Here is a 19894-nt window from a genome sequence, read left to right on the forward strand (position 1 = left end):
GCCGGCAGCCCCGCGTCACCGGTCCCGGCGGCGCCTGACAGCGCGGCGGATCCGTGACAGCACCGGCTCACCGCGGCGTCGGCCGTGGCCGCCGCCCACCCTCGGGTCGTCCGTCACGGCGTAGCGCTTCACGTACGCGCCCAGGAACGCCTGGAGCGTCGCCACCGCGGGAATGGCGATCAGCGCACCGACCGCGCCCATCAGAGCGGTACCCGCGACCACGGATCCGAAGGCGACCGCGGGGTGGATGTCGACCGTCTTCGAGGTGACCTTGGGCTGCAGCACGTAGTTCTCGAACTGCTGGTAGACCACGACGAATCCGAGCACCCACAGCGCGTACCAGGGATTCACGGTGAAGGCGATCAGCATGGGCAGCGCACCCGCGAGATACGTACCGATCGTCGGGATGAACTGGGAGACCAGACCGACCCAGACCGCGAGCGCCGGAGCGTACGGCACACCGAGGATCACCAGCAGGATGTAGTGCGCCACTCCGGAGATCAGCGCCATCAGGCCGCGCGAGTAGATGTAGCCGCCGGTCTTGTCGACCGCGATCTCCCAGGCGCGCAGCACCTCGGCCTGCCGGGCGGGCGGCAGTACGGAACACAGCGCCCGCCTCAGCCGGGGGCCGTCGGCCGCGAAGTAGAACGAGAACAGGAAGATCGTCAGCAGCCGGAAGAGCCCGCCGAGCACCGTCGTGGAGACATCGAGTACTCCGGTCGCGCTGTTCTGTACGTACTTCTGGAGCCAGTCCGAGTGGAGCAGGCTGTCCTGCACCTCGACCCGCGAGAGCGAGGTGTGGAAGGTCTCGTTGACCCAGTTGATCACCGAGTCGAGGTACTGGGGGAAGTCCTCGACCATGTCGACGATCTGGCCCGCGAGCATGGAGCCGAGCAGGACGACGAAGCCGACTCCGAAGATCAGCACACCGAGGGAGACCAGGAAGGTGGCGAGTCCGCGGCGCATCCCGCGCGTCGCCATGCGGCTGACCGCCGGCTCGATGGCGAGCGCCAGGAAGAAGGCGATGAGGATGTTGGTCAGCAACCCGATGAGCTGGTCGAACGCCCAGCTGCCGAGCTGGAAGCACCCGTAGAGCGCCAGGGCGAGGATCATCGCGCGCGGCAGCCAGGCAGGCATCCGGACCGGACCGCTGCCGGGCGGCGGGGTCGGTGGCTCGGCGGGCGGGACGGGTGGTGAGTCGGGCGGCTGGATCTCGGCGGTCTCGTCTGTCGGTGCCACGGGACAAGTCTCGCTCACTCCGGTGACAGCGGGTGCCCCGCCCCGGTGCCGGACCTTCCGGGTCAGCGCTTGTCGGCGGGGATGCCGACCGCCGAGCAGACCCCGCGCCAGACGTCCTTGGTCTCCCAGCCCGCGGCGAGCGCCTCGTGCACCGTACGGCCGCCGAGCTCGGCCATCACGTGGTCGCGCGCGAAGGAATCCGCGTACCCCTCACCGAAGTGGTCCGCCATCCGCTCCCAGAAAATCGTCAACCGCATGCCTTCAGTATCCCGCTCCTGAGAGTGCAGCCGAGCCGGTACGCCCTACCGGCGGCGCTTTCCCCTCTACGGTCGGTCCATGGCTGGAACCGGAGCAAATTCCCTCGCCCGCGCCGAGCAGTTCATCTGGCTCACCGCACGTGTCCTCGAGCAGCGGCGGTTCGCCCATCACTTCCTGGACGGGGGTGCGGATGTGGTCGAGACCGCGCTCGCCGCCTTTCTGAACGAGGACGGCGGCTACGGGCACGCGCTCGAACCCGACCTTCGCGGGCCCGTGAGCCAGCCGCTGCACACCGCCCACGCGCTGAGTGTTCTCGATTCGATCGGTCGTTGCAGCGGTCTGCGCGTGGAACGGATCTGTCGCTATCTGACCGACGTGTCGACCAAGGAGGGCGCGCTGCCGGCACTGCTTCCCTCCCAGCGCGGCTATCCCGCCGCTCCGTTCATCCCGGTCGTCGACGAGCCGCCCGCCGAACTGCTGGCCACGGGCCCCGTCGTCGGGCTGCTGCACCGTAATCAGGTGTGGCACGCCTGGCTCTTCCGGGCCACCGATTTCTGCTGGTCCGCCGTGGACGCGCTGGAGCAGTCCCACCCCTACGAGATCGAGGCGGCCGTCGCCTTCCTGGACGGTGTCCCGGACCGGGCGCGCGCCGAGGCCGCCGCCGACCGTCTGGGGCGGCTGGTGCGTGAGCAGCGGCTGGTGGTGCTGGATCCGCAGCGGTCCGCGGACCACCCGGTGGCTCCCGGATACGCCCCGGGTGAGCACCACTTCCCGTACGACTACGTGCGTACGCCCGGGTCGCTCGCGCGCCGCTGGTTCAGCGACGCCGAGCTGGACCGTTCGCTCGATCATCTGGAGGCCGGGCAGCAGGAGGACGGCGGCTGGCCGGTCACCTGGCGGCAGTGGGCACCGGGCACGGCTCTGGAGGGGCGCCCGATCGTGACGCTCAAGGCCCTGCAGACCCTACGGGCGCACGGGCGCAGCCTCCGCTGAACCGGTGCCGGGCGCCTAACCCAGGGCGCGTACCCCCGCGGTGACCACGACGGCGGCGCCGACGACGACCAGGAAGGGTGCCCGCAGAACGAGGGCGAGGGCCGCCGCGGCCAGTCCGGCCGCTCTGGCGTCCAGGACCAGTTGCTGTCCGTCGCCGAAGGTCTGCTGCGCGGTGAGGGCCGCGAGCAGCGCCACCGGCAGCAGCGCGGCCAGTCGTTGGACGACCGGTCGTTCCAGTACTCCGGCGGGAACCAGCAGCCCCGCGAGCTTGGCGAGATAGCAGCCGGCCACGGTGAGTCCGATGGCGATCCAGACGTTCATCGGCGCTCCTGGGGCTTGTCCGTGTCGCCTGCGGCGGCGTCGGTCTGTGCGGTCTTCCCACGTCCCATCAGGAAGAGGACTACGGGGGCTGCCAGCGCGGACAGCAGTACGGGTACGCCGGCGGGCAGTACCGGCAGCAGTCCGAGGGCCAGCAGGACGGCGACGCCGGCCGTGACGCGCTCCGTGGTGCTCTTCAGCATCGGCGCGAGCAGGGCGAGGAACACCGCCGGACTCGCGGCGTCCAGCCCCCAGGTGTCCGTGTCGCCGAGCGCCTCCGCGCCGAGTGCGCCCACCAGCGTGGTCAGGTTCCACAGCACGTAGAGGGTGAGTCCGGTGACCGTGAAGCCGATGCGCGCCGCCCGGCGGGTGGGCTGGGGCAGAGTGACCGCGGTCGTCTCGTCGATGACCCAGTGTGCGGCGAAGGGCCGTACCGCGCGCGGCAGGGCGAGCAGCTGCGACAGCCGCAGCCCGTAGAAGGCGTTGCGTACGCCGAGGAAGAACGCTCCGGCCGCGGCGGTGTAGGGATTGCCGCCGGCCGCGAGCGCGCCCACGAGGGCGAACTGCGAGGCGCCGGTGAAGACGAGGAGGCTGAGGACGCAGGTCTGGAGGAGGGTCAGCCCGGAGCCTGCCGAGGTGACCCCGAACGCGAAGCCGGAGAGACCTACCGCGACGCCCACGCCGAGGGCGTCGCGGACGACCGCCGCGTCCGTCTTCTCCTCGACGGCGGGCGGGTCTGCGGCTATGACGCCGCTGCTTTCGGGGGGTGCTGTCTGTTCTGCCACGCCCGGAACGTTACGTGGCTAGATGCGCGCCGGTCTTGTACGTTCTTGCACGCTCGCGCCGGTACGCGCCCGGGGGCACTCCCACGATCCGGGTGAAGTGGCGGTTGAGGTGGGGCTGGTCGGTGAAGCCGACAGCCGTGGCGGCATCGGCGGGCGTGGCCCCCGTGTCCAGCAACTGCCGTGCCCGGCGGACCCGGGCGTCGGTGAGCCAGGTGTGCGGTGGCATCCCGTACTGCTTCTTGAAGGCCCGGAGCAGCGCGAAGGGGCTGGTGCCGAGCTCGGTGGCGAGCGCGTCCAGGGTGGGTGGCCGCTCCATCCGCGCCTCCAGTGCCGCCCGCGCACGGGCTGCGTCGCCGGCGCCCGCGGAGCGGGGCGTGCGGGTGGGCAGCACCCGGCCGTGGCGGTCGAGCAGCCGGGCGACCAGAACCCTCAGCAGGCTGTCGGCCGCCAGCGCGTTGCTCTCCTCCGCCGCCCGGTGGACCTCCGTGATCAGCCGGGCGGCCTCCGGGTCCACCGTGCTGGTCTCGGCGAAACCGACCGTGCCGCGCAGGCTCGTCAGGTCGGCCGCGATGTCGTTGACCACCTGGGCGGACGGGTAGAGCGTGGCGTACACCCAGCCTTCTGGGTCTCCGGCGCGGGCGGTGTGCGGCACCTCAGGGTTGATCATCACCACGGTGCCCGGACCGGCGTGCACGGTGCCGTCGGGCAGCCCGACGTCCTCGATCCCGCGGGTGATCGTGCCGAAGACGTAGCCCTCGTGGCTGTGGCGCGGGAAGGTGTGACGGACGTACCGGGCGCGCAGCAGATCGAGCTCGGGCAGCTCGGCGTGCTGCCAGTACCTCGCCCACTCCCTCGCTGCTCCCGTAGCCGCCATGCTGGCATTCTCGCAGGTCCGGGCCGGTGCCCGCAGGTCCGGTCGGTGGACGTCGGGCGGGCTCGGCGGCCGTTGTCAGTGGTGGGGTGCACGATGGGGGACATGGCCGGTTCCGCACTCGATTCGTTCTCACCTGCGACCCGTAGCTGGTTCTCGGGTGCCTTCGACGCGCCCACCGCGGCGCAGGAGGGTGCCTGGCGGGCCATCGGCGAGGGTTCGGACGTCCTGGTCGTCGCGCCGACCGGTTCGGGCAAGACGCTCGCCGCGTTCCTCGCCTCGCTGGACCGGCTGGCCGCGGTCCCGCCGCCGGCCGAGGCGAAGAAGCGCTGCCGGGTGCTGTACGTGTCGCCGCTGAAGGCCCTCGCGGTCGACGTGGAGCGCAATCTGCGCTCGCCCCTGACCGGGATCCGCCAGGAGTCGGTGCGTCTGGGGCTTCCCGAGCCGGAAGTGCGGGTCGGGATCCGTTCCGGCGACACCCCGCCGGCCGAGCGCCGGTCGATGGCGACCAAGCCGCCGGACATCCTGATCACCACCCCCGAATCGCTGTTCCTGATGCTCACCTCATCGGCCCGGGAGGCGCTCGCGGGGGTCGAGACGGTGATCCTGGACGAGGTGCATGCCGTCGCGGGCACGAAGCGTGGTGCCCACCTCGCCGTGTCGTTGGAACGCCTGGACGAGCTACTGCCGCGGCCTGCGCGTCGCATCGGGCTGTCGGCGACCGTGCGTCCGGTGGGCGAGGTGGCGCGCTTCCTGTCGCCGCAGCGGAAGGTGGAGATCGTCCAGCCTCCGTCCACCAAGCAGTTCGACCTGTCGGTCGTGGTTCCGGTCGAGGATCTCGGTGAACTGGGCGGCTCCCCCGCCACGGACGGCGGCGCGGACCAGGCGGAGAAGCCGTCGATCTGGCCGCATGTCGAGGAGCGGATCGCGGATCTCGTCCAGTCCCACCGTTCCACCATCGTCTTCGCCAACTCACGGCGGCTGGCGGAGCGCCTCTGCAACCGGCTCAACGAGATCGCCTACGAGCGGGCAACGGGCGAAGCCATGCCCGAGGCCCACTCCCCCGCCGAGATCATGGCCGAGTCCGGGGCGGCCAAGGGCGCGCCCGCCCTGCTCGCTCGTGCGCACCACGGTTCGGTGTCCAAGGAGCAGCGCTCCCAGGTCGAGGAGGACCTCAAGGCAGGCCGGCTGCCCGCTGTGGTCGCCACCTCGAGCCTGGAGCTCGGTATCGACATGGGTGCGGTCGATCTGGTGATCCAGGTCGAGTCCCCGCCGTCCGTCGCCTCGGGGCTGCAGAGGGTGGGCCGCGCCGGTCACCAGGTGGGTGCCGTATCGACAGGGGTGGTCTTCCCCAAGTACCGCGGTGATCTGGTGCAGGCGGCGGTGGTCACCGAGCGGATGCGCCAGGGTGCCATCGAGGCCCTCCGGATCCCGTCCAACCCTCTGGACGTGCTGGCCCAGCAGCTGGTCGCCATGGTCGCGCTCGACACCTGGCAGGCCGATGATCTGCTGGCACTGGCCCGGCGGGCCGCCCCGTTCGCCTCGCTCCCCGAGTCCGCGTTCACCGCGGTGCTCGACATGCTGGCCGGGCGGTATCCGTCCGACGCCTTCGCGGAGTTGCGCCCGCGCGTCGTCTGGGACCGCGTCGCCGGTACGGTCACGGGCCGCCCCGGTGCCCAGCGGCTCGCCGTCACCTCGGGCGGCACCATCCCCGACCGCGGGCTCTTCGGGGTCTTCCTCGCCGGAGCGGACCCCAAGAAGGGCGGCGGGCGGGTCGGCGAGCTGGACGAGGAGATGGTGTACGAGTCCCGGGTCGGCGACGTCTTCACCCTGGGCACCACGTCCTGGCGGATCGAGGACATCACCAGGGACCGGGTCCTGGTCTCGCCCGCCCCGGGCGTACCGGGACGGCTGCCGTTCTGGAAGGGCGACCAGTTGGGTCGGCCACTGGAGCTGGGCCGTGCGCTGGGCGCTTTTCTCCGGGAGATCGGCGGGCTGTCGCCCGAGGACGCCCGGGACCGGCTGCTCGCCGCGGGCCTCGACACGTGGGCCGCGGACAACATCCTGTCGTACCTGGACGAGCAGCGTCGCGCCTGCGGTCATGTCCCCGACGACCGGACCATCCTCGTCGAGAGGTTCCGCGACGAGCTCGGCGACTGGCGCATCGTGGTGCATTCGCCGTTCGGCGCCCAGGTGCACGCCCCCTGGGCGCTCGCCCTGTCCGCCCGGCTCGCCGAGCGGTACGGCATGGACGCCCAGATCATGCATGCGGACGACGGCATCGTCCTGCGGCTTCCGGACGCCGATCTGATGGGACTCGACCTCCTCGACTTCGATCCGGTGCAGGCGGGTCCCGGACAGCAGCCGGGACCTGATTCCGGGCGGGACGATGTGGCCCCGGGCTTCCCGGGTGGCGGCGGGTACGACAGTGAGCAGCCTCCCGTCGCCGCCGCTGATGTGGTCTTCGACAAGGGGGAGATCGGCCAGGTCGTCACCGACCAGGTGGGCGGATCGGCCCTGTTCGCGTCCAGATTCCGTGAATGTGCGGCGCGTGCCCTGCTGTTGCCCCGCCGCAGCCCCGGAAAGCGCACCCCGCTCTGGCAGCAGCGTCAGAGAGCGTCCCAGTTGCTTCAGGTGGCCTCCGAGTTCGGCTCGTTCCCGATCGTTCTCGAAGCGGTCCGTGAGTGCCTCCAGGACGTCTTCGACGTCCCGGGTCTCACAGAGCTGATGGGCGATCTGGAGGCGCGCCGTATCCGTCTGGTCGAGGTGACGACCACCGAGCCTTCACCGTTCGCCCGCTCCCTCCTGTTCGGTTACGTCGCACAGTTCCTGTACGAGGGTGACTCCCCGCTCGCCGAGCGGCGTGCCGCCGCACTCTCGCTCGACTCCCATCTCCTGGCCGAGCTGCTCGGCCAGGCGGAACTGCGCGAGCTGCTCGACGCCGACGTCCTCGACGAACTGGAGCGGGAGCTGCAGTGGCTGACGGAGGACCGGAGGATCAAGGACATCGAAGGTGTCGCCGATCTCCTGCGCGTCCTCGGTCCGCTCACCGACGACGAACTTGCCGCGCGCGGTGCCGAGCCCGCATGGGCGCCCGAGCTCGCCTCGGCGCGGCGCGCGATCCAGGTGCGCATCGGCGGATCCGCCCACTGGGCGGCCATCGAGGACGCGGGCCGGCTGCGGGACGCCCTGGGGACCGCGTTGCCCGTGGGGGTTCCCGAGGCCTTCACCGAGCCGGTGAAGGATCCTCTCGGCGACCTCCTGGCCCGCCATGCCCGTACCCACGGCCCGTTCACCACCACACGGGCCGCCGCCCGCTTCGGTCTCGGCAGCGCTGTCACCGACGGCGCGCTGCAACGGCTCGCCGCGTCCGGCCGGATCGTCCAGGGCGAGTTCCACCCGGCAGGAATCGGACAGGAGTGGTGCGACGCCACGGTCCTGCGGCGCCTGCGCCGCCGCTCGCTGGCAGCGCTCCGCCAGGAGCTGGAGCCTGTGCCACCCGCCGCCCTGGCCGGCTTCCTCCCCCAGTGGCAGCACCTCGGCGACAACAGCCTGCGGGGGATCGACGGACTGGCCCGCGCCATCGAGCAGTTGCAGGGTGCCCCGGTCCCCGCATCGGCTCTGGAGAAGCTGATCCTGCCGAGCCGCGTCGCGGGATACACCCCCGCCCTGCTCGACGAGCTCACGACCACCGGCGAAGTCGTCTGGGCCGGAGCGGGCGCGCTGCCCGGGAAGGACGGCTGGCTCTCCCTCTACCCTGCGGACAGTGCGCCGCTGCTCCTGCCACCGCCCCACCCGCTGGAGCAGACCGCGCTGCACGAGTCGGTCCTCACGGCCCTGGTGGGCGGATACGGCTTGTTCTTCCGGCAGATCGCCGATCAGGTCCGCGCCACCACCCACCCCGACTGCACCGATCCGCAACTGGCGGACGCACTGTGGGACCTTGTCTGGTCCGGCCGCCTCACCAACGACACCCTCGCCCCGCTGCGCTCGCTCCTGGGCTCGGGGCGCACGGCGGGATCCACCGCCCACCGCGCGAAGCGCAGTGTCCCGCGCGGCCGTTACGGCTCGTTGAGCGCCGCGGCTCGTCCGGCGTCCCGCACCGGTCCGCCGACCGTCTCGGGCCGTTGGTCCCTGCTGCCCCCGGCCGAGCCCGAACCGACCCACCGCGCACACGCCCTGGCCCGCACGCTCCTGGACCGCCACGGTGTGGTGACCCGTGGCGCCGTGCAGGCCGAAGGTGTCGAGGGCGGGTTCTCCGCGACGTACCGCATCCTGGCCGCGTTCGAGGACAGCGGCCAGGCACGCCGCGGGTATGTCGTCGAGGGCCTGGGAGCAGCCCAGTTCGCGATGGACGGTGCCGTGGACCGGCTCAGGGCAACGTCGACCGCCCGTGACCGTACGGACCCCGGCGCGACTCCCCGCGCGCTCGTTCTCGCGGCGGCCGATCCGGCCAACGCGTACGGCGCCGCCCTGCCCTGGCCCGATTCCCCGGACGGCGCCGGGCACAAGCCCGGCCGCAAGGCCGGTGCTCTGGTGGTCATCGTCGACGGCGAGCTGACGCTGTACATGGAGCGCGGCGGCAAGACCCTGCTGGCGTGGCCGACCGACCCCGCCGATCCCGCACTTCTGGCGGCGGCCGAGGCGCTCGCGTCGGCAGCCCGCGCCGGGACCCTCGGCACCGTGACGGTGGAGCGCACCAACGGTGCTTCCTCCCTCACCTCCCCGCTGGGCCGCACCCTGGAAGCAGCCGGCTTCCTCGCCACACCCAGAGGGCTGCGTCTGCGCGCCTGAGACCTCAGGTGACGGCGGCGCTGCCTTCCGGCCTCAGGTGACGGCGGCGCTGCCTTCCGGCCTCAGGTGACGGCGACGCCGCCTGCCTGCCTCAGGTGACGGCGACGGTCGGCAGCTCCCGCCCATGCCGGGGGCCGCGCATCATGGAGACATGCCCGAAGGTGACACCGTCCTGCAGACCGCCAAGCGTCTTGACGCCGCGCTCGCAGGTCATGTGCTGACCCGCTCCGACCTACGGGTCCCCCGGTTCGCCACCGCGGACCTGACCGGCCGTGCTGTGCTCGATGTCACCGCGCGGGGCAAGCATCTCCTCACCCGCATCGAAGACGGTCTCACCCTTCACAGCCATCTGCGGATGGACGGTGCATGGCGCGTCTACGAGGCGGGAGAACGCTGGAGCGGCGGGCCCGCCCACCAGATCCGCGCCGTCCTCGCCACCGCGGAGCACACCGCCGTCGGCTACCGGCTCCCCGTCCTCGAGCTGCTCCGCACCCGGGACGAGGAGCAGGTCGTCGGCCATCTCGGCCCTGATCTGCTGGGGCCCGACTGGGAACCGCACACCGCTCTGCGCAATCTGCTCAGCGACCCCGCACGCCCCCTCGGGGAAGCGCTCCTGGACCAGCGCAACCTGGCCGGCATCGGCAATGTCTACAAGTGCGAGCTCTGCTTCCTGGCCCGCGTCACCCCTTGGCTGCCCGTGGGAGAGCTGCCCGTACCCACGGCCGGCCGGCTGGTGACGACCGCCAAGCAGCTCCTCGAAGCCAACCGCGACCGCCCCACACGGACGACGACCGGCCCCGTCGCCGCTCTCGGCCGGGCCCGCACGCGGGAGAGGCTCTTCGTCTACGGCCGGGGCCACCGCCCCTGCCTGAGGTGCCGCACCCCGATCCGGAAAGCGGACCAGGCCGACCGGCCCACGTACTGGTGCCCACACTGCCAGTCGGGGCCCACTCACTAGGAGACGGCCGACCGCGGCACAGGACACTCCGCCCGGGCCTGCCGCAGGAGGGATCACTCCGTTCCGAGCTCACTGTTCTCACGACTCTCCGGCGCGGCCCGCTTCGCCACGCGCACCGGGCGGACAGTCGCCGTGACATGAACGGGCAGCAGGCTCAGCCCCCAGCCGCCGGCCGCCACCGCGCCCTCGACCAGTCCGGCGTGTTCCGGCGCCAGCAACAGGCGGAGCACGGCCCACCACCACACTCCGCCGAGGACAAGCACAAGCGCCCACCGCCGCACCATGGCTGCCTCCTCCGGCCGACGCTGGACGCTAGTACGGCTCGATCTGCTGAGGGGAGGGCGCACCGGTGCACTACCGGCGTGCGCGGCGCGAACGGGGCGGTGACGCGCGCTCTCCGACGGGCCGCGGGAGAGGGTGAAACGGCGGCCCTCCCCGCAGTTTCCCCCGATACGGCCCCGCCTGCCATCCCACGCCCGGGCCCTTGCGCCCGGCCCCTGGCATGCGTACGCCCCCGCCGACCGGAGTCGGCGGGGGCGTACTCGAGGGGCCCTAGTGCCCGTCGCCGTCGGTCATCGAGTCCTTGGCACCCTTGGCGCGGTCACCGGCCGCGCCCAGGGCGTCCTTGGCCTTGGCCTTCGCCTGGTCGGTCTTGCCCTCGGCCTCCATACGGCGGTTACCGGTCACCTTGCCGGTCGCTTCCTTGGCCTTGCCCTTTGCCTTGTCCACGGCGTTCTTGTCACGCATGTCGACTCCTCCTCGTTCGCCGCTGACAGCTGACGCTGACAGCTGGCCGCTGGTCGGGTCAGGCACTCTCGGCTTGGAACATCCACGCATGCTTCTCGAGATCCGCCGTCAGCGTGATCAGGATGTCCTGGCTGACGGGATCCGGCTCAGCGGTCGCGTCGATCCGCTCCCGCATGCGGTCGATGACCACACGGAGGGCGTCCACGAGTGCCCGTACCGCGTCCACGTCCTTGATCCAGCCCTCCGGAACGGAGTCGATCGCCGTGGTCTTGGCGAGGGTCCGGCTTCGCCCGTCAGGGTTGACACCGACCGCTGAAGCCCTTTCCGCGACCGTGTCCGAATGCTGCCGCGCCGTGTCCACGACCTCGTCGAGCTGAAGGTGCACGGACCGGAAGCGCGGACCGACCACATTCCAGTGGACCTGCTTCGCCGCCAGGGAGAGGTCGATCAGGTCGACCAGGGCGCCTTGCAGCGCATCCCCCACGACCTTGCGGTCGCTCTCCGACAACGGACTCTTCACGACAGACATGCGATTCTCCGATCAGATTGCTGTTCGGCGTACCACCCGTCCACGATGGCACATATGTCACAAAACACTCATCGGGCGGCTCCTGCGAAAGCGCGCCTCACTCCGCGCCTGCCCGGCGAACAGCCCCGCACACACCGAGAGCCCCGGCCGACCCATCAGGGTCGACCGGGGCTCTCGGCTCTCAATGAACCACGCAGGTCAGGCGGCGACGACATCCACCGCTTCCGCGGGCGCCTTGATTGTCACTCGTCCCGTCGGCACGCCTGCGACCGACGACACGGAGACGGAATTGAGCATTGGGCGTACCGGTACAGGCACCGGGTCGCTGGCTGCTGCCGACTCGGCCAGCTCTGCCAGAGACAGTTCATCGCTCACTTCACGCATGAGCTCGGACATCCGTACGTCAAGCGCGTCGCAAATGGCGGAGAGCAGCTCGGAGGATGCCTCCTTCTGCCCCCGCTCCACCTCGGAGAGATAGCCGAGCGAGACTCGGGCGGACGAGGAGACTTCGCGCAGAGTACGGCCTTGGCGCTGGCGCTGCCGACGCAGCACGTCACCAAGCAGGCGACGGAGCAGAATCATCGGTGGCTCCCTCCTCGGACCGCGTAGCCGCATCCTTCACGCCCCACCGTACCGCCTTGCGCTGCGGCCGTGCGGGGAGCGATGTCGTGTTCACTCAGGGCTGCAAACATCAATTCCCCCCGTTCTGTTCCGTATCCTGTGCCCTCGCATTGTCGCCGAGTTCGCCGGAGAGCAGCTCGAGCAGGCTCCGTACACTCTCTCTACGGATGTCCGCCCGCTCGCCGTTCAACCTCAGCTCGGCGACTTTCCGTACGCCACCGGGCCCGGAGACCGCCACGTAGACCGTTCCGACGGGCTTGCCGTCCTGCGGCTCGGGACCCGCGACCCCGGTGGTCGACACTCCCCAGTCTGCGCCCAGGGTCAGCCGTACGCCTGCTGCCATCGCGAGCGCGACGTCGGGGTCCACCGCGCCACGCTCGGTGAGAAGCGCTCCGTCGACGCCCAGCACGTCATGCTTCAGGGACGTGGCATACGCCGTGACGGACCCGCGGAAGGACTGCGAGGCACCGGGTACGGAGGTGAGCTCCGCGGCGACCAGGCCGCCGGTGAGGGACTCGGCGACGGCGAGTGTCTCGCCCCGCTCCACGAGCCGCCGCAGCACCCGGGCCGCCACGGCAGTCACCGCTCGGCTTCCGCAGCGCCTCGGCCGCCGCTCACGGGCTGCGCGGGTTCTCCGCCGGCTTCCGTGCTCGCAGCGTCCGGGCCCGTGCCCGGATCCGCTGCCGCCGTGACCGCCTCCATGGCCGCGTACCGCTCGGCCGCCAGCCCCTGGCGCCTCAGCACAACGGCCTGGCGCACATAGTCGAGGCCGGTGACGACCGTCAGTAGGACGGCGGCCATCATCACCCAGAAGCGCATCGTGGCCAGGGGGCCCGTCAGCACCAGGACGTACATCCCGACGGCCGTGCCCTGCGCCAGCGTCTTCATCTTCCCGCCGCGACTGGCCGGAATCACCGCGTGCCGGATCACCCAGAACCGCATGAGGGTGATGCCGAGTTCCCGGAAGAGGATCACGCCCGTGATCCACCACGGCAGATCCCCGAGCGAGGACAGGCAGATCAGCGCCGCGCCCATGATCGCCTTGTCGGCGATCGGGTCGGCGATCTTCCCGAAGTCCGTCACCAGGTTGTACGCGCGCGCCAGATGTCCGTCGAACAGGTCGGTGATCATCGCTACGGCGAAGGCCGCCCAGGCGAAGGACCGCCAGACCGGGTCGTAGCCGCCGTCGTGCAGGAGCAGCATCACGAAGCCCGGAACCAGCAGCAGCCGCACCATGGTCAGGATGTTGGCGATGTTCCACAGGCTGGCCTGGTTGACGGCCGCGGTGCCCAGCTTGCCGCCGCGGGGTACCGGCGTCGCGCCGGAGCCGCCTGCCGCGGATGCCGGGACTCCCGTCATCTGGCTGCCTCCGCAAGCTCGTGGTGTTCGGCCACGAGGTCCACTCCCTCGGAGCCCACTGCCTTTGCCTCGACCATACGGCCCGGCACGAGACCCTCGCGTGCGGTGAAGACGACCTGGCCGTCCGTTTCGGGCGCCTGGTGCGCTGCGCGGCCCACTGCGACGGGGCCGTCCTCCTCGGACTCCACGGACTCGACGAGGACCTGAAGGGTCTCGCCGACCCGCTCCTCGGCGCGCTGCGAGGTCAGTTCCTCGGCCAGCTGCGAGATGTGGGCGAGCCGCTCGGCGATGACGTCGGCGTCCAGCTTGTTCTCATAACCGACGGCTTCCGTGCCCTCCTCGTCGGAGTACCCGAACACTCCGATGGCGTCCAGGCGCGCTCCGGTGAGGAAGCGTTCCAGCTCGGCGAGGTCGGCCTCGGTCTCGCCGGGGAAGCCGACGATGAAGTTCGACCGGGCACCGGCCTGCGGCGCCTTGCCGCGGATGGTGTCCAGGAGCTCCAGGAAACGGTCCGTATCGCCGAAGCGTCGCATCGCCCGCAGCACTCCGGGGGCGGAGTGCTGGAAGGAGAGGTCGAAGTAGGGGGCGACCTTCGGCGTGGACGTGAGTACGTCGATCAGGCCGGGACGCATCTCGGCGGGCTGCAGATAGCTGACGCGGATCCGTTCGATCCCGTCGACGTCCGCGAGCTCCGGCAGCAGGGTCTCCAGGAGACGGATGTCGCCGAGGTCCTTGCCGTACGAGGTGTTGTTCTCGGAGACCAGCATGACCTCCTTGACGCCCTGCTCGGCGAGCCAGCGCGTCTCCCCCAGGACGTCCGACGGACGCCTGGAGATGAAGGAGCCACGGAAGGAGGGGATGGCGCAGAAGGTGCAGCGGCGGTCGCAGCCGGAGGCGAGCTTCACCGACGCGACGGGGCTGGTCCCCAGCCTGCGGCGCAGTGGTGCCCGCGGACCGGATACGGGTGCGAGACCCTCCGGGAGGTCCGCAGGAGCCGGCGTGACCTCCTCCTGGGCGTGCCCGGGCAGCGCGACGGCGGCGTCCTGCCGCTCGGCCGGGCTGATCGGGAGCAGTTTGCGCCGGTCGCGCGGGGTGTGGGAGGCGTGGATGCCGCCGTTGAGGATGGTCTGCAGACGGTCGGAGATGTCGGCGTAGTCGTCGAAGCCGAGGACCCCGTCCGCTTCCGGCAGCGCCTCGGCGAGATCCTTGCCGTAGCGCTCGGCCATGCAGCCGACGGCCACCACGGCCTGGGTTCTGCCGTGATCCTTCAGATCATTGGCTTCGAGCAGGGCATCGACGGAGTCCTTCTTGGCGGCTTCGACGAACCCACAGGTGTTGACGACGGCGACATCCGCGTCGGAGGCGTTCTCGACGAGCTCCCAGCCGTCCGCTGCCAAGCGGCCTGCGAGCTCCTCCGAGTCCACCTCGTTACGGGCGCAGCCGAGAGTGACAAGGGCGACGGTACGGCGTTCGGGCATGGGCTCAAGACTACTTTGTCCCGGCACTCGTCCTGCCGTGCAGGGTTCCCTGCTACAGGGAGTGACCGAACACCTGGTGAAGCGCAAGGAAAACAAGGACGGTGAGCGCCCGGCGCGACTGCCGGGCACTCACCGATGAAGGGACGGGGCGGGAGGTCAGCCGACCTCGGGGTCGCCCTTCGTGTACGAAAGCCGCTCGACCTGACCGGGCTCGAAGCGGTCCTCGACCTTCTTGCCATTCACGAAGAGCTCGATCGCCCCGGCGTCCCCGAGGACCAGATCGACGCGCTCGTTGTCCTGGAACGTCTTGGAGTCGCCCGGGAGCAGGATCCCGTCGAAGAGCTGCCGCCCGTTGTGGTCCTTCGCCGAGATCCAGCTCTTGCGCTCGGTGGCGCTGAGCTTGACCGTCACCTTGTCGCGCGGAGCTGCGGCGATGGCGCTTTCGGAGGGCACGGGCTTGGGGTCGGCGGGCTTGGTTGTCGGGGTGGGCTTGGGAGTCGTCTTGTCGGGCGTGGAGCCCTCCGCAACCTGGGCGGTTCCGGAGCCGTCGTCGCCGTTGAAGAGTGTGAAACCGACGAAGCCGATCACGGCGACGATCGCCGCGACCATCGCCGCGGTCCAGTTGGGCCGACGGGGTTCGGAACGGATCCGTTCCGCCTCGAACAGCGGTGCCGCGGGCGTGGGCGCAGGACGGCCACCGTGCTCGGCGTCGTACTGCGCGATCAGCGGATCCGGCTCCAGCCGGACGGCGCGGGCGAGCATTCGGATGTGACCGCGCGCGTACACGTCGCCGCCACTGCGGGAGAAGTCGTCGTCCTCGATCGCGTGCACGATGGGGATGCGCACCCGGGTGGAGCTGCTGACTTCCTCGACCGTCAGACCTGCGGCGATACGAGCCTGCTGAAGCGCGCGACCGATCGAAGGACGGTCGTCTTCGGGGGAGTTGCCGATGGACACGGGGGCGCCTTTCGAGCGTGAGCCACCTGCTGGATGTTCAGTCTAGGGGTGGTACGAAAGGGTGGGGCAACCGGGAGGGACGACTTTGTACGCCATCGGGTTCGCCGGACAGCCCCTTGGGCAATGCAGGGGATGGAGCAGAAGACGGATCATCCCGCTGCTCCTCCCTTCAACTTGACGTACGGCCGGGCGAAACGGTTGCCCGCAAAACTCTTACGAAGCGGTTTCCCCACGAATGACGGCCAACACTCCGTCGATCTCATCCGGCTTCACCAGCACGTCGCGCGCCTTGGATCCCTCACTGGGGCCCACGATGTTGCGCGACTCCATGAGGTCCATGAGCCGGCCCGCCTTCGCGAAGCCGACCCGCAGCTTGCGCTGGAGCATCGACGTCGAACCGAACTGGGTGGAGACGACCAGCTCGGCGGCCTGGCAGAGCAGATCGAGATCGTCGCCGATGTCCTCGTCGATCTCCTTCTTCTGCTTCGTGCCGACCACCACGTCCTCGCGGAAGACCGGCGCCATCTGATCCTTGCAGTGCTGGACGACTGCCGCGACCTCGTCCTCGGTGACGAACGCTCCCTGCATGCGCGTGGGCTTGTTCGCACCCATCGGCAGGAACAGGCCGTCACCCTTTCCGATGAGCTTTTCGGCGCCGGGCTGGTCGAGGATGACTCGGCTGTCGGCGAGGGAAGAGGTGGCGAAGGCCAGCCGTGAAGGCACATTGGCCTTGATCAGTCCGGTGACGACGTCGACCGAGGGCCGCTGGGTGGCAAGCACCAGATGGATGCCGGCGGCGCGCGCCAGCTGGGTGATGCGGACGATGGAGTCCTCGACGTCACGCGGCGCGACCATCATGAGGTCCGCGAGCTCGTCGACGATCACCAGCAGGTAGGGGTACGGGGACAGCTCGCGCTCGCTGCCCTCGGGCGCCTTGGCCTTGCCGTTGCGCACGGCGTGGTTGAAGTCGTCGATGTGCCGGTACCCGTACGCCGCGAGGTCGTCGTAGCGCAGGTCCATCTCCCGTACGACCCACTGAAGTGCCTCGGCGGCCTTCTTCGGGTTGGTGATGATGGGCGTGATCAGGTGCGGAATGCCTTCGTACGCGGTGAGCTCGACCCGCTTGGGGTCGACCAGCACCATCCGGACGTCCTCCGGGGTCGCCCGCACCATGACCGACGTGATCAGACAGTTGATGCAGGAGGACTTGCCGGACCCCGTCGCACCTGCGACCAGGACATGCGGCATCTTCGCGAGATTCGCCATCTCGTAGCCGCCCTCGACGTTCTTCCCGAGCGCCACGAGCATGGGGTGGTCGTCCTCGGCCGCGTCCGCGAGGCGCAGGACGTCTCCGAGATTGACCATCTCCCGGTCGGAGTTGGGGATCTCGATACCGACGGCGGACTTCCCCGGGATCGGGGAGATGATCCGGACGTCGGGGCTGGCGACCGCGTACGCGATGTTCTTGGTCAGGGCGGTGATCCGCTCGACCTTGACGGCCGGGCCGAGCTCCACCTCGTACCGCGTGACCGTCGGGCCGCGGGTGAATCCGGTGACGGCCGCGTCGACCTTGAACTCCATGAAGACGTTCGTCAGTGAGGCGACGACCACGTCGTTGGCGGCGCTGCGCGTCTTGCCCGGACCGCCGCGCTCCAGCAGGTCGAGCGAGGGCAGGGAGTAGGTGATGTCGCCCGAGAGCTGGAGCTGCTCGGCGCGCGGAGGCAGTGGCTGGGACCGCTCGGGGGCGGGCTTGGTCAGGTCGGGTACGCCGCCCGAGGACGACGACGCGGACTTTCCTGCCCGGTCGCCCGGAGGCGCCTTCTCGCCCGCCCTGGCCCCTGGAACGGGCGTTCCCGTCCGCTCGCGGTCCCGCTCCGTGGAGACGCCCTGCGTCAGATCGGCGACGACCGGCGAGGGCGGCATTCCGTTGAGGACCGCGCCGTCGAGCGCGGCGGCAGCCGCGGCGGCCACGTCCACGGCGTCCATGGTGCGGTTCATGGCGGGCTGGGCGGAGGGCCTGCGCGGCCGGCGCCGCCTGGCGAGCGCCTCCCCCTCGGCGTGGTCCGGGTCGTAGTCGCCGTCCGTCGCCGAACGGCGTCCCGGGGAGCGCCGCGAGCGTTCGGGCAGCGCTTCGCGCCACTGCTCGTCGTACCGGTCGTCGTCGCTCCCGTCCTGCTCGCCGCGCTCGTGCACCGGGTCGACGATGCCGAGCTTGGAGCCCAGCAGCCGCAGCCGCTGCGGAATGGCGTTGACCGGGGTGGCGGTGACGACCAGGAGACCGAAGACCGTCAGGAGCAGAAGCAGCGGTACGGCGAGGACCTCGCCCATCGTGAAGACGAGCGGCTTGGAAGCGGCCCATCCGATCAGCCCGCCCGCGTCCTGCATGGCGCCGGTGCCGTCCTCACGGCCGGGCGATCCGCAGGCGATGTGGACCTGGCCGAGCACTCCGACGACCAGGGCGGAGAGGCCGATGACGATACGGCCGTTGGCCTCGGGCTTCTCCGGATAGAGGATCAGCCGCACCGCGACGGCGCCCAGCAGTATCGGCACGAGCAGATCGAGCCGGCCGAACGCACCGGTCACGAGCATCTCGACGAGATCACCGACAGGGCCCTGCAGATGCGACCAGGTGCCCGCCGCCACGATCAGCGCGAGGCCGAGCAGCAGCAGGGCGAGGCCGTCCTTGCGGTGCGCGGGGTCGAGTCCCTTCGCGCCGCGCCCTATGGAACGGAACACCGCGCCCACACCGTGTGCCGTCCCCAGCCAGAGGGCACGGACGAGTCGGTACACGCCCCCGGTGGGGGACGGTGCGGGTTTGGGCACGGGCTTCTTTGCCACGGCCTTTTTGGCGGGGGCTCTCTTCGCGGGCGCGGTCTTCTTCGCGGGCGCGGCTTTCTTCGCCGGTCCCTGGGTACGGCCGGCACGCTTCGCGGTGCCCGCCGTGCCCTGGGAACCCTTGCCGGACGTACGTGAGGCCATGTGCCAGAGGTTACCGGTGTCTACGGCAGGGGACACGTGTGCCTACCGCTTCACCCGACCGTGTCGTCCTGCGCAGGCGCCGAACTGACGCCCCCTCAACCGCAGCAGGTCAGCCCTGCGAGGGCAGAGCGGCTCCCGAGCCGCCCGCGCCGGGCTCCAACGCGTCGAGTGCGCGGCGCAGTCCGGTGAGCTTGCGTTCCAGGTGGGCGGCGGTCGCCACGGCCGCGGCATCCGCCGACTCGTCGTCCAACTGCTTGGAGAGCGCCTCCGCCTGCTCCTCGACCGCGGCGAGCCGCGCCGAGAGTTCGGCCAGCAGACCGGCAGGCTCCTTCTCGTCGGCGCCCGCGTGGGCACCGCCCTCGAGCTGGAGCCGCAGGAGCGCCGCCTGTTCACGCAGCTGACAGTTCTTCATGTACAGCTCGACGAACACCGAGACCTTGGCGCGCAGCACCCAGGGGTCGAAGGGCTTCGAGATGTAGTCCACCGCTCCGGCCGCATAACCCCGGAAGGTGTGATGCGGACCGTGGTTGATCGCGGTGAGGAAGATGATCGGGATGTCCCGGGTCCGCTCGCGCCGCTTGATGTGCGCGGCCGTCTCGAAGCCGTCCATGCCTGGCATCTGGACGTCCAGCAGAATGACCGCGAAATCGTCCGTGAGTAGCGCTTTGAGCGCCTCCTCCCCTGACGATGCCCGTACCAGTGTCTGATCGAGCGCAGAGAGAATGGCCTCCAGCGCCAACAGATTCTCCGGCCGGTCATCGACCAGGAGGATCTTGGCCTTCTGCATCATGGCCCGTCCTCCTCGCCCCGGGATCGCACCGGGTGCCGCCCCAGGGGACGACTCCCTTACGCCGTCCGTCCTTGTGCCGGTCATGGTAGCCGCACCCCGCCCGTCACCACACCCTGTCACCGAGATGTCACTGTGCACGTACCGGAAACGCGGTGGAAGACCAGAAGGTTCCCCGGAAAACCCGCCCTCACACCCTTTCGGGCAGAGCAGGTCAACAT

18 protein-coding genes are annotated in these 19894 nt (G+C 70.4%); 3 read left to right on the forward strand and 15 right to left on the reverse strand.

Annotated elements, in window-relative coordinates:
- Positions 1 to 15: 15 nt before the first annotated feature.
- Both ACFQ6X_RS11050 and ACFQ6X_RS11055 read right to left on the reverse strand, forming a co-directional pair.
- Entirely contained in the window at positions 16 to 1137 is a 1122-nt protein-coding gene (locus ACFQ6X_RS11050) for an AI-2E family transporter (protein WP_383179323.1), read from the reverse strand.
- A gap of 164 nt (positions 1138 to 1301) precedes the next feature.
- Positions 1302 to 1496, reverse strand: a complete 195-nt coding sequence (locus ACFQ6X_RS11055) for a DUF3046 domain-containing protein (protein ID WP_329206772.1) — start codon at positions 1494 to 1496, stop codon at positions 1302 to 1304.
- 79 nt (positions 1497 to 1575) lie between these two features.
- Here ACFQ6X_RS11055 and ACFQ6X_RS11060 point away from each other — a divergent pair, with 79 nt between their 5' ends.
- A complete protein-coding gene (locus ACFQ6X_RS11060) occupies positions 1576 to 2490 on the forward strand; it encodes a hypothetical protein (protein ID WP_383179262.1) in 915 nt (304 codons plus the stop codon).
- 15 nt (positions 2491 to 2505) lie between these two features.
- On the opposite strand, the gene ACFQ6X_RS11065 is transcribed toward ACFQ6X_RS11060, so the two are convergent.
- The 3 genes from ACFQ6X_RS11065 to ACFQ6X_RS11075 are packed head-to-tail and all read right to left on the reverse strand — an operon-like array spanning position 2506 to position 4467.
- Complete coding sequence (locus tag ACFQ6X_RS11065) at positions 2506 to 2811, reverse strand: AzlD domain-containing protein (RefSeq protein WP_351167777.1); 306 nt, start codon at positions 2809 to 2811, stop codon at positions 2506 to 2508.
- On the reverse strand, positions 2808 to 3593 hold the full coding sequence (locus ACFQ6X_RS11070; protein ID WP_383179265.1) for an AzlC family ABC transporter permease: 786 nt from the start codon (positions 3591 to 3593) through the stop codon (positions 2808 to 2810). Before ACFQ6X_RS11070 ends, ACFQ6X_RS11065 begins: the two co-directional genes overlap by 4 nt.
- 10 nt (positions 3594 to 3603) lie before the next feature.
- Positions 3604 to 4467 carry an AraC family transcriptional regulator gene (locus ACFQ6X_RS11075; protein ID WP_383179268.1) on the reverse strand — a complete coding sequence of 288 codons (864 nt, stop codon included), beginning with the start codon at positions 4465 to 4467 and terminating at the stop codon, positions 3604 to 3606.
- A gap of 102 nt (positions 4468 to 4569) precedes the next feature.
- Between ACFQ6X_RS11075 and ACFQ6X_RS11080 the strand changes: the two genes are divergently transcribed.
- Together ACFQ6X_RS11080 and ACFQ6X_RS11085 are read left to right on the forward strand one after the other, a co-directional pair.
- Positions 4570 to 9258: a DEAD/DEAH box helicase gene (locus ACFQ6X_RS11080; RefSeq protein WP_383179271.1), complete on the forward strand. Its 4689-nt coding sequence runs from the start codon at positions 4570 to 4572 to the stop codon at positions 9256 to 9258.
- A gap of 151 nt (positions 9259 to 9409) precedes the next feature.
- Entirely contained in the window at positions 9410 to 10216 is an 807-nt protein-coding gene (locus tag ACFQ6X_RS11085; protein ID WP_383179274.1) for an Fpg/Nei family DNA glycosylase, read from the forward strand.
- 53 nt (positions 10217 to 10269) lie between these two features.
- On the opposite strand, the gene ACFQ6X_RS11090 is transcribed toward ACFQ6X_RS11085, so the two are convergent.
- The 10 genes from ACFQ6X_RS11090 to ACFQ6X_RS11135 form a co-directional block, all read right to left on the reverse strand.
- A complete protein-coding gene (locus ACFQ6X_RS11090) occupies positions 10270 to 10500 on the reverse strand; it encodes a hypothetical protein (protein WP_383179277.1) in 231 nt (76 codons plus the stop codon).
- 268 nt (positions 10501 to 10768) lie between these two features.
- Positions 10769 to 10963, reverse strand: a complete 195-nt coding sequence (locus ACFQ6X_RS11095) for a CsbD family protein (RefSeq protein ID WP_383179280.1) — start codon at positions 10961 to 10963, stop codon at positions 10769 to 10771.
- Between the two features lie 58 nt (positions 10964 to 11021).
- Entirely contained in the window at positions 11022 to 11492 is a 471-nt protein-coding gene (locus tag ACFQ6X_RS11100) for a DNA starvation/stationary phase protection protein (RefSeq protein WP_329206783.1), read from the reverse strand.
- Between the two features lie 198 nt (positions 11493 to 11690).
- Positions 11691 to 12074 (reverse strand): helix-turn-helix domain-containing protein, encoded by a 384-nt coding sequence (locus ACFQ6X_RS11105; RefSeq protein WP_069169097.1) that lies wholly within the window; start codon positions 12072 to 12074, stop codon positions 11691 to 11693.
- Between the two features lie 109 nt (positions 12075 to 12183).
- Positions 12184 to 12696 carry a CinA family protein gene (locus ACFQ6X_RS11110; protein WP_383179284.1) on the reverse strand — a complete coding sequence of 171 codons (513 nt, stop codon included), beginning with the start codon at positions 12694 to 12696 and terminating at the stop codon, positions 12184 to 12186.
- Positions 12693 to 13472 carry a CDP-diacylglycerol--glycerol-3-phosphate 3-phosphatidyltransferase gene (pgsA, locus tag ACFQ6X_RS11115; RefSeq protein WP_383179287.1) on the reverse strand — a complete coding sequence of 260 codons (780 nt, stop codon included), beginning with the start codon at positions 13470 to 13472 and terminating at the stop codon, positions 12693 to 12695. The genes ACFQ6X_RS11110 and pgsA overlap by 4 nt, the downstream gene beginning before the upstream one ends.
- Positions 13469 to 14950 (reverse strand): 30S ribosomal protein S12 methylthiotransferase RimO, encoded by a 1482-nt coding sequence (gene rimO, locus ACFQ6X_RS11120; protein ID WP_351167757.1) that lies wholly within the window; start codon positions 14948 to 14950, stop codon positions 13469 to 13471. The genes pgsA and rimO overlap by 4 nt, the downstream gene beginning before the upstream one ends.
- Positions 14951 to 15106: 156 nt before the next feature.
- The gene (locus ACFQ6X_RS11125) at positions 15107 to 15907 is read right to left on the reverse strand and encodes a helix-turn-helix domain-containing protein (protein WP_383179290.1); all 801 of its coding nucleotides are present in this window, start codon (positions 15905 to 15907) and stop codon (positions 15107 to 15109) included.
- 213 nt (positions 15908 to 16120) lie between these two features.
- On the reverse strand, positions 16121 to 18886 hold the full coding sequence (locus ACFQ6X_RS11130) for a DNA translocase FtsK (protein WP_383179293.1): 2766 nt from the start codon (positions 18884 to 18886) through the stop codon (positions 16121 to 16123).
- A gap of 109 nt (positions 18887 to 18995) precedes the next feature.
- Positions 18996 to 19676 (reverse strand): response regulator, encoded by a 681-nt coding sequence (locus ACFQ6X_RS11135; protein ID WP_351167751.1) that lies wholly within the window; start codon positions 19674 to 19676, stop codon positions 18996 to 18998.
- Positions 19677 to 19894 lie beyond the last annotated feature (218 nt).

Origin of the sequence: Streptomyces sp. NPDC056452, assembly GCF_042796085.1 — a bacterium.
Lineage (GTDB): Bacteria > Actinomycetota > Actinomycetes > Streptomycetales > Streptomycetaceae > Streptomyces.

Excerpts from the sequence above, each read along its gene's own strand:
- ACFQ6X_RS11050 (WP_383179323.1), bottom strand. The coding sequence starts at position 1,137 with ATGCCTGCCTGGCTGCCGCGCGCGATGATCCTCGCCCTGGCGCTCTAC.
- ACFQ6X_RS11055 (WP_329206772.1), bottom strand. The coding sequence starts at position 1,496 with ATGCGGTTGACGATTTTCTGGGAGCGGATGGCGGACCACTTCGGTGAG.
- ACFQ6X_RS11060 (WP_383179262.1), top strand. The coding sequence starts at position 1,576 with ATGGCTGGAACCGGAGCAAATTCCCTCGCCCGCGCCGAGCAGTTCATC.
- ACFQ6X_RS11065 (WP_351167777.1), bottom strand. The coding sequence starts at position 2,811 with ATGAACGTCTGGATCGCCATCGGACTCACCGTGGCCGGCTGCTATCTC.
- ACFQ6X_RS11075 (WP_383179268.1), bottom strand. The coding sequence starts at position 4,467 with ATGGCGGCTACGGGAGCAGCGAGGGAGTGGGCGAGGTACTGGCAGCAC.
- ACFQ6X_RS11080 (WP_383179271.1), top strand. The coding sequence starts at position 4,570 with ATGGCCGGTTCCGCACTCGATTCGTTCTCACCTGCGACCCGTAGCTGG.
- ACFQ6X_RS11085 (WP_383179274.1), top strand. The coding sequence starts at position 9,410 with ATGCCCGAAGGTGACACCGTCCTGCAGACCGCCAAGCGTCTTGACGCC.
- ACFQ6X_RS11090 (WP_383179277.1), bottom strand. The coding sequence starts at position 10,500 with ATGGTGCGGCGGTGGGCGCTTGTGCTTGTCCTCGGCGGAGTGTGGTGG.
- ACFQ6X_RS11095 (WP_383179280.1), bottom strand. The coding sequence starts at position 10,963 with ATGCGTGACAAGAACGCCGTGGACAAGGCAAAGGGCAAGGCCAAGGAA.
- ACFQ6X_RS11100 (WP_329206783.1), bottom strand. The coding sequence starts at position 11,492 with ATGTCTGTCGTGAAGAGTCCGTTGTCGGAGAGCGACCGCAAGGTCGTG.
- ACFQ6X_RS11105 (WP_069169097.1), bottom strand. The coding sequence starts at position 12,074 with ATGATTCTGCTCCGTCGCCTGCTTGGTGACGTGCTGCGTCGGCAGCGC.
- pgsA (WP_383179287.1), bottom strand. The coding sequence starts at position 13,472 with ATGACGGGAGTCCCGGCATCCGCGGCAGGCGGCTCCGGCGCGACGCCG.
- rimO (WP_351167757.1), bottom strand. The coding sequence starts at position 14,950 with ATGCCCGAACGCCGTACCGTCGCCCTTGTCACTCTCGGCTGCGCCCGT.
- ACFQ6X_RS11130 (WP_383179293.1), bottom strand. The coding sequence starts at position 18,886 with ATGGCCTCACGTACGTCCGGCAAGGGTTCCCAGGGCACGGCGGGCACC.
- ACFQ6X_RS11135 (WP_351167751.1), bottom strand. The coding sequence starts at position 19,676 with ATGATGCAGAAGGCCAAGATCCTCCTGGTCGATGACCGGCCGGAGAAT.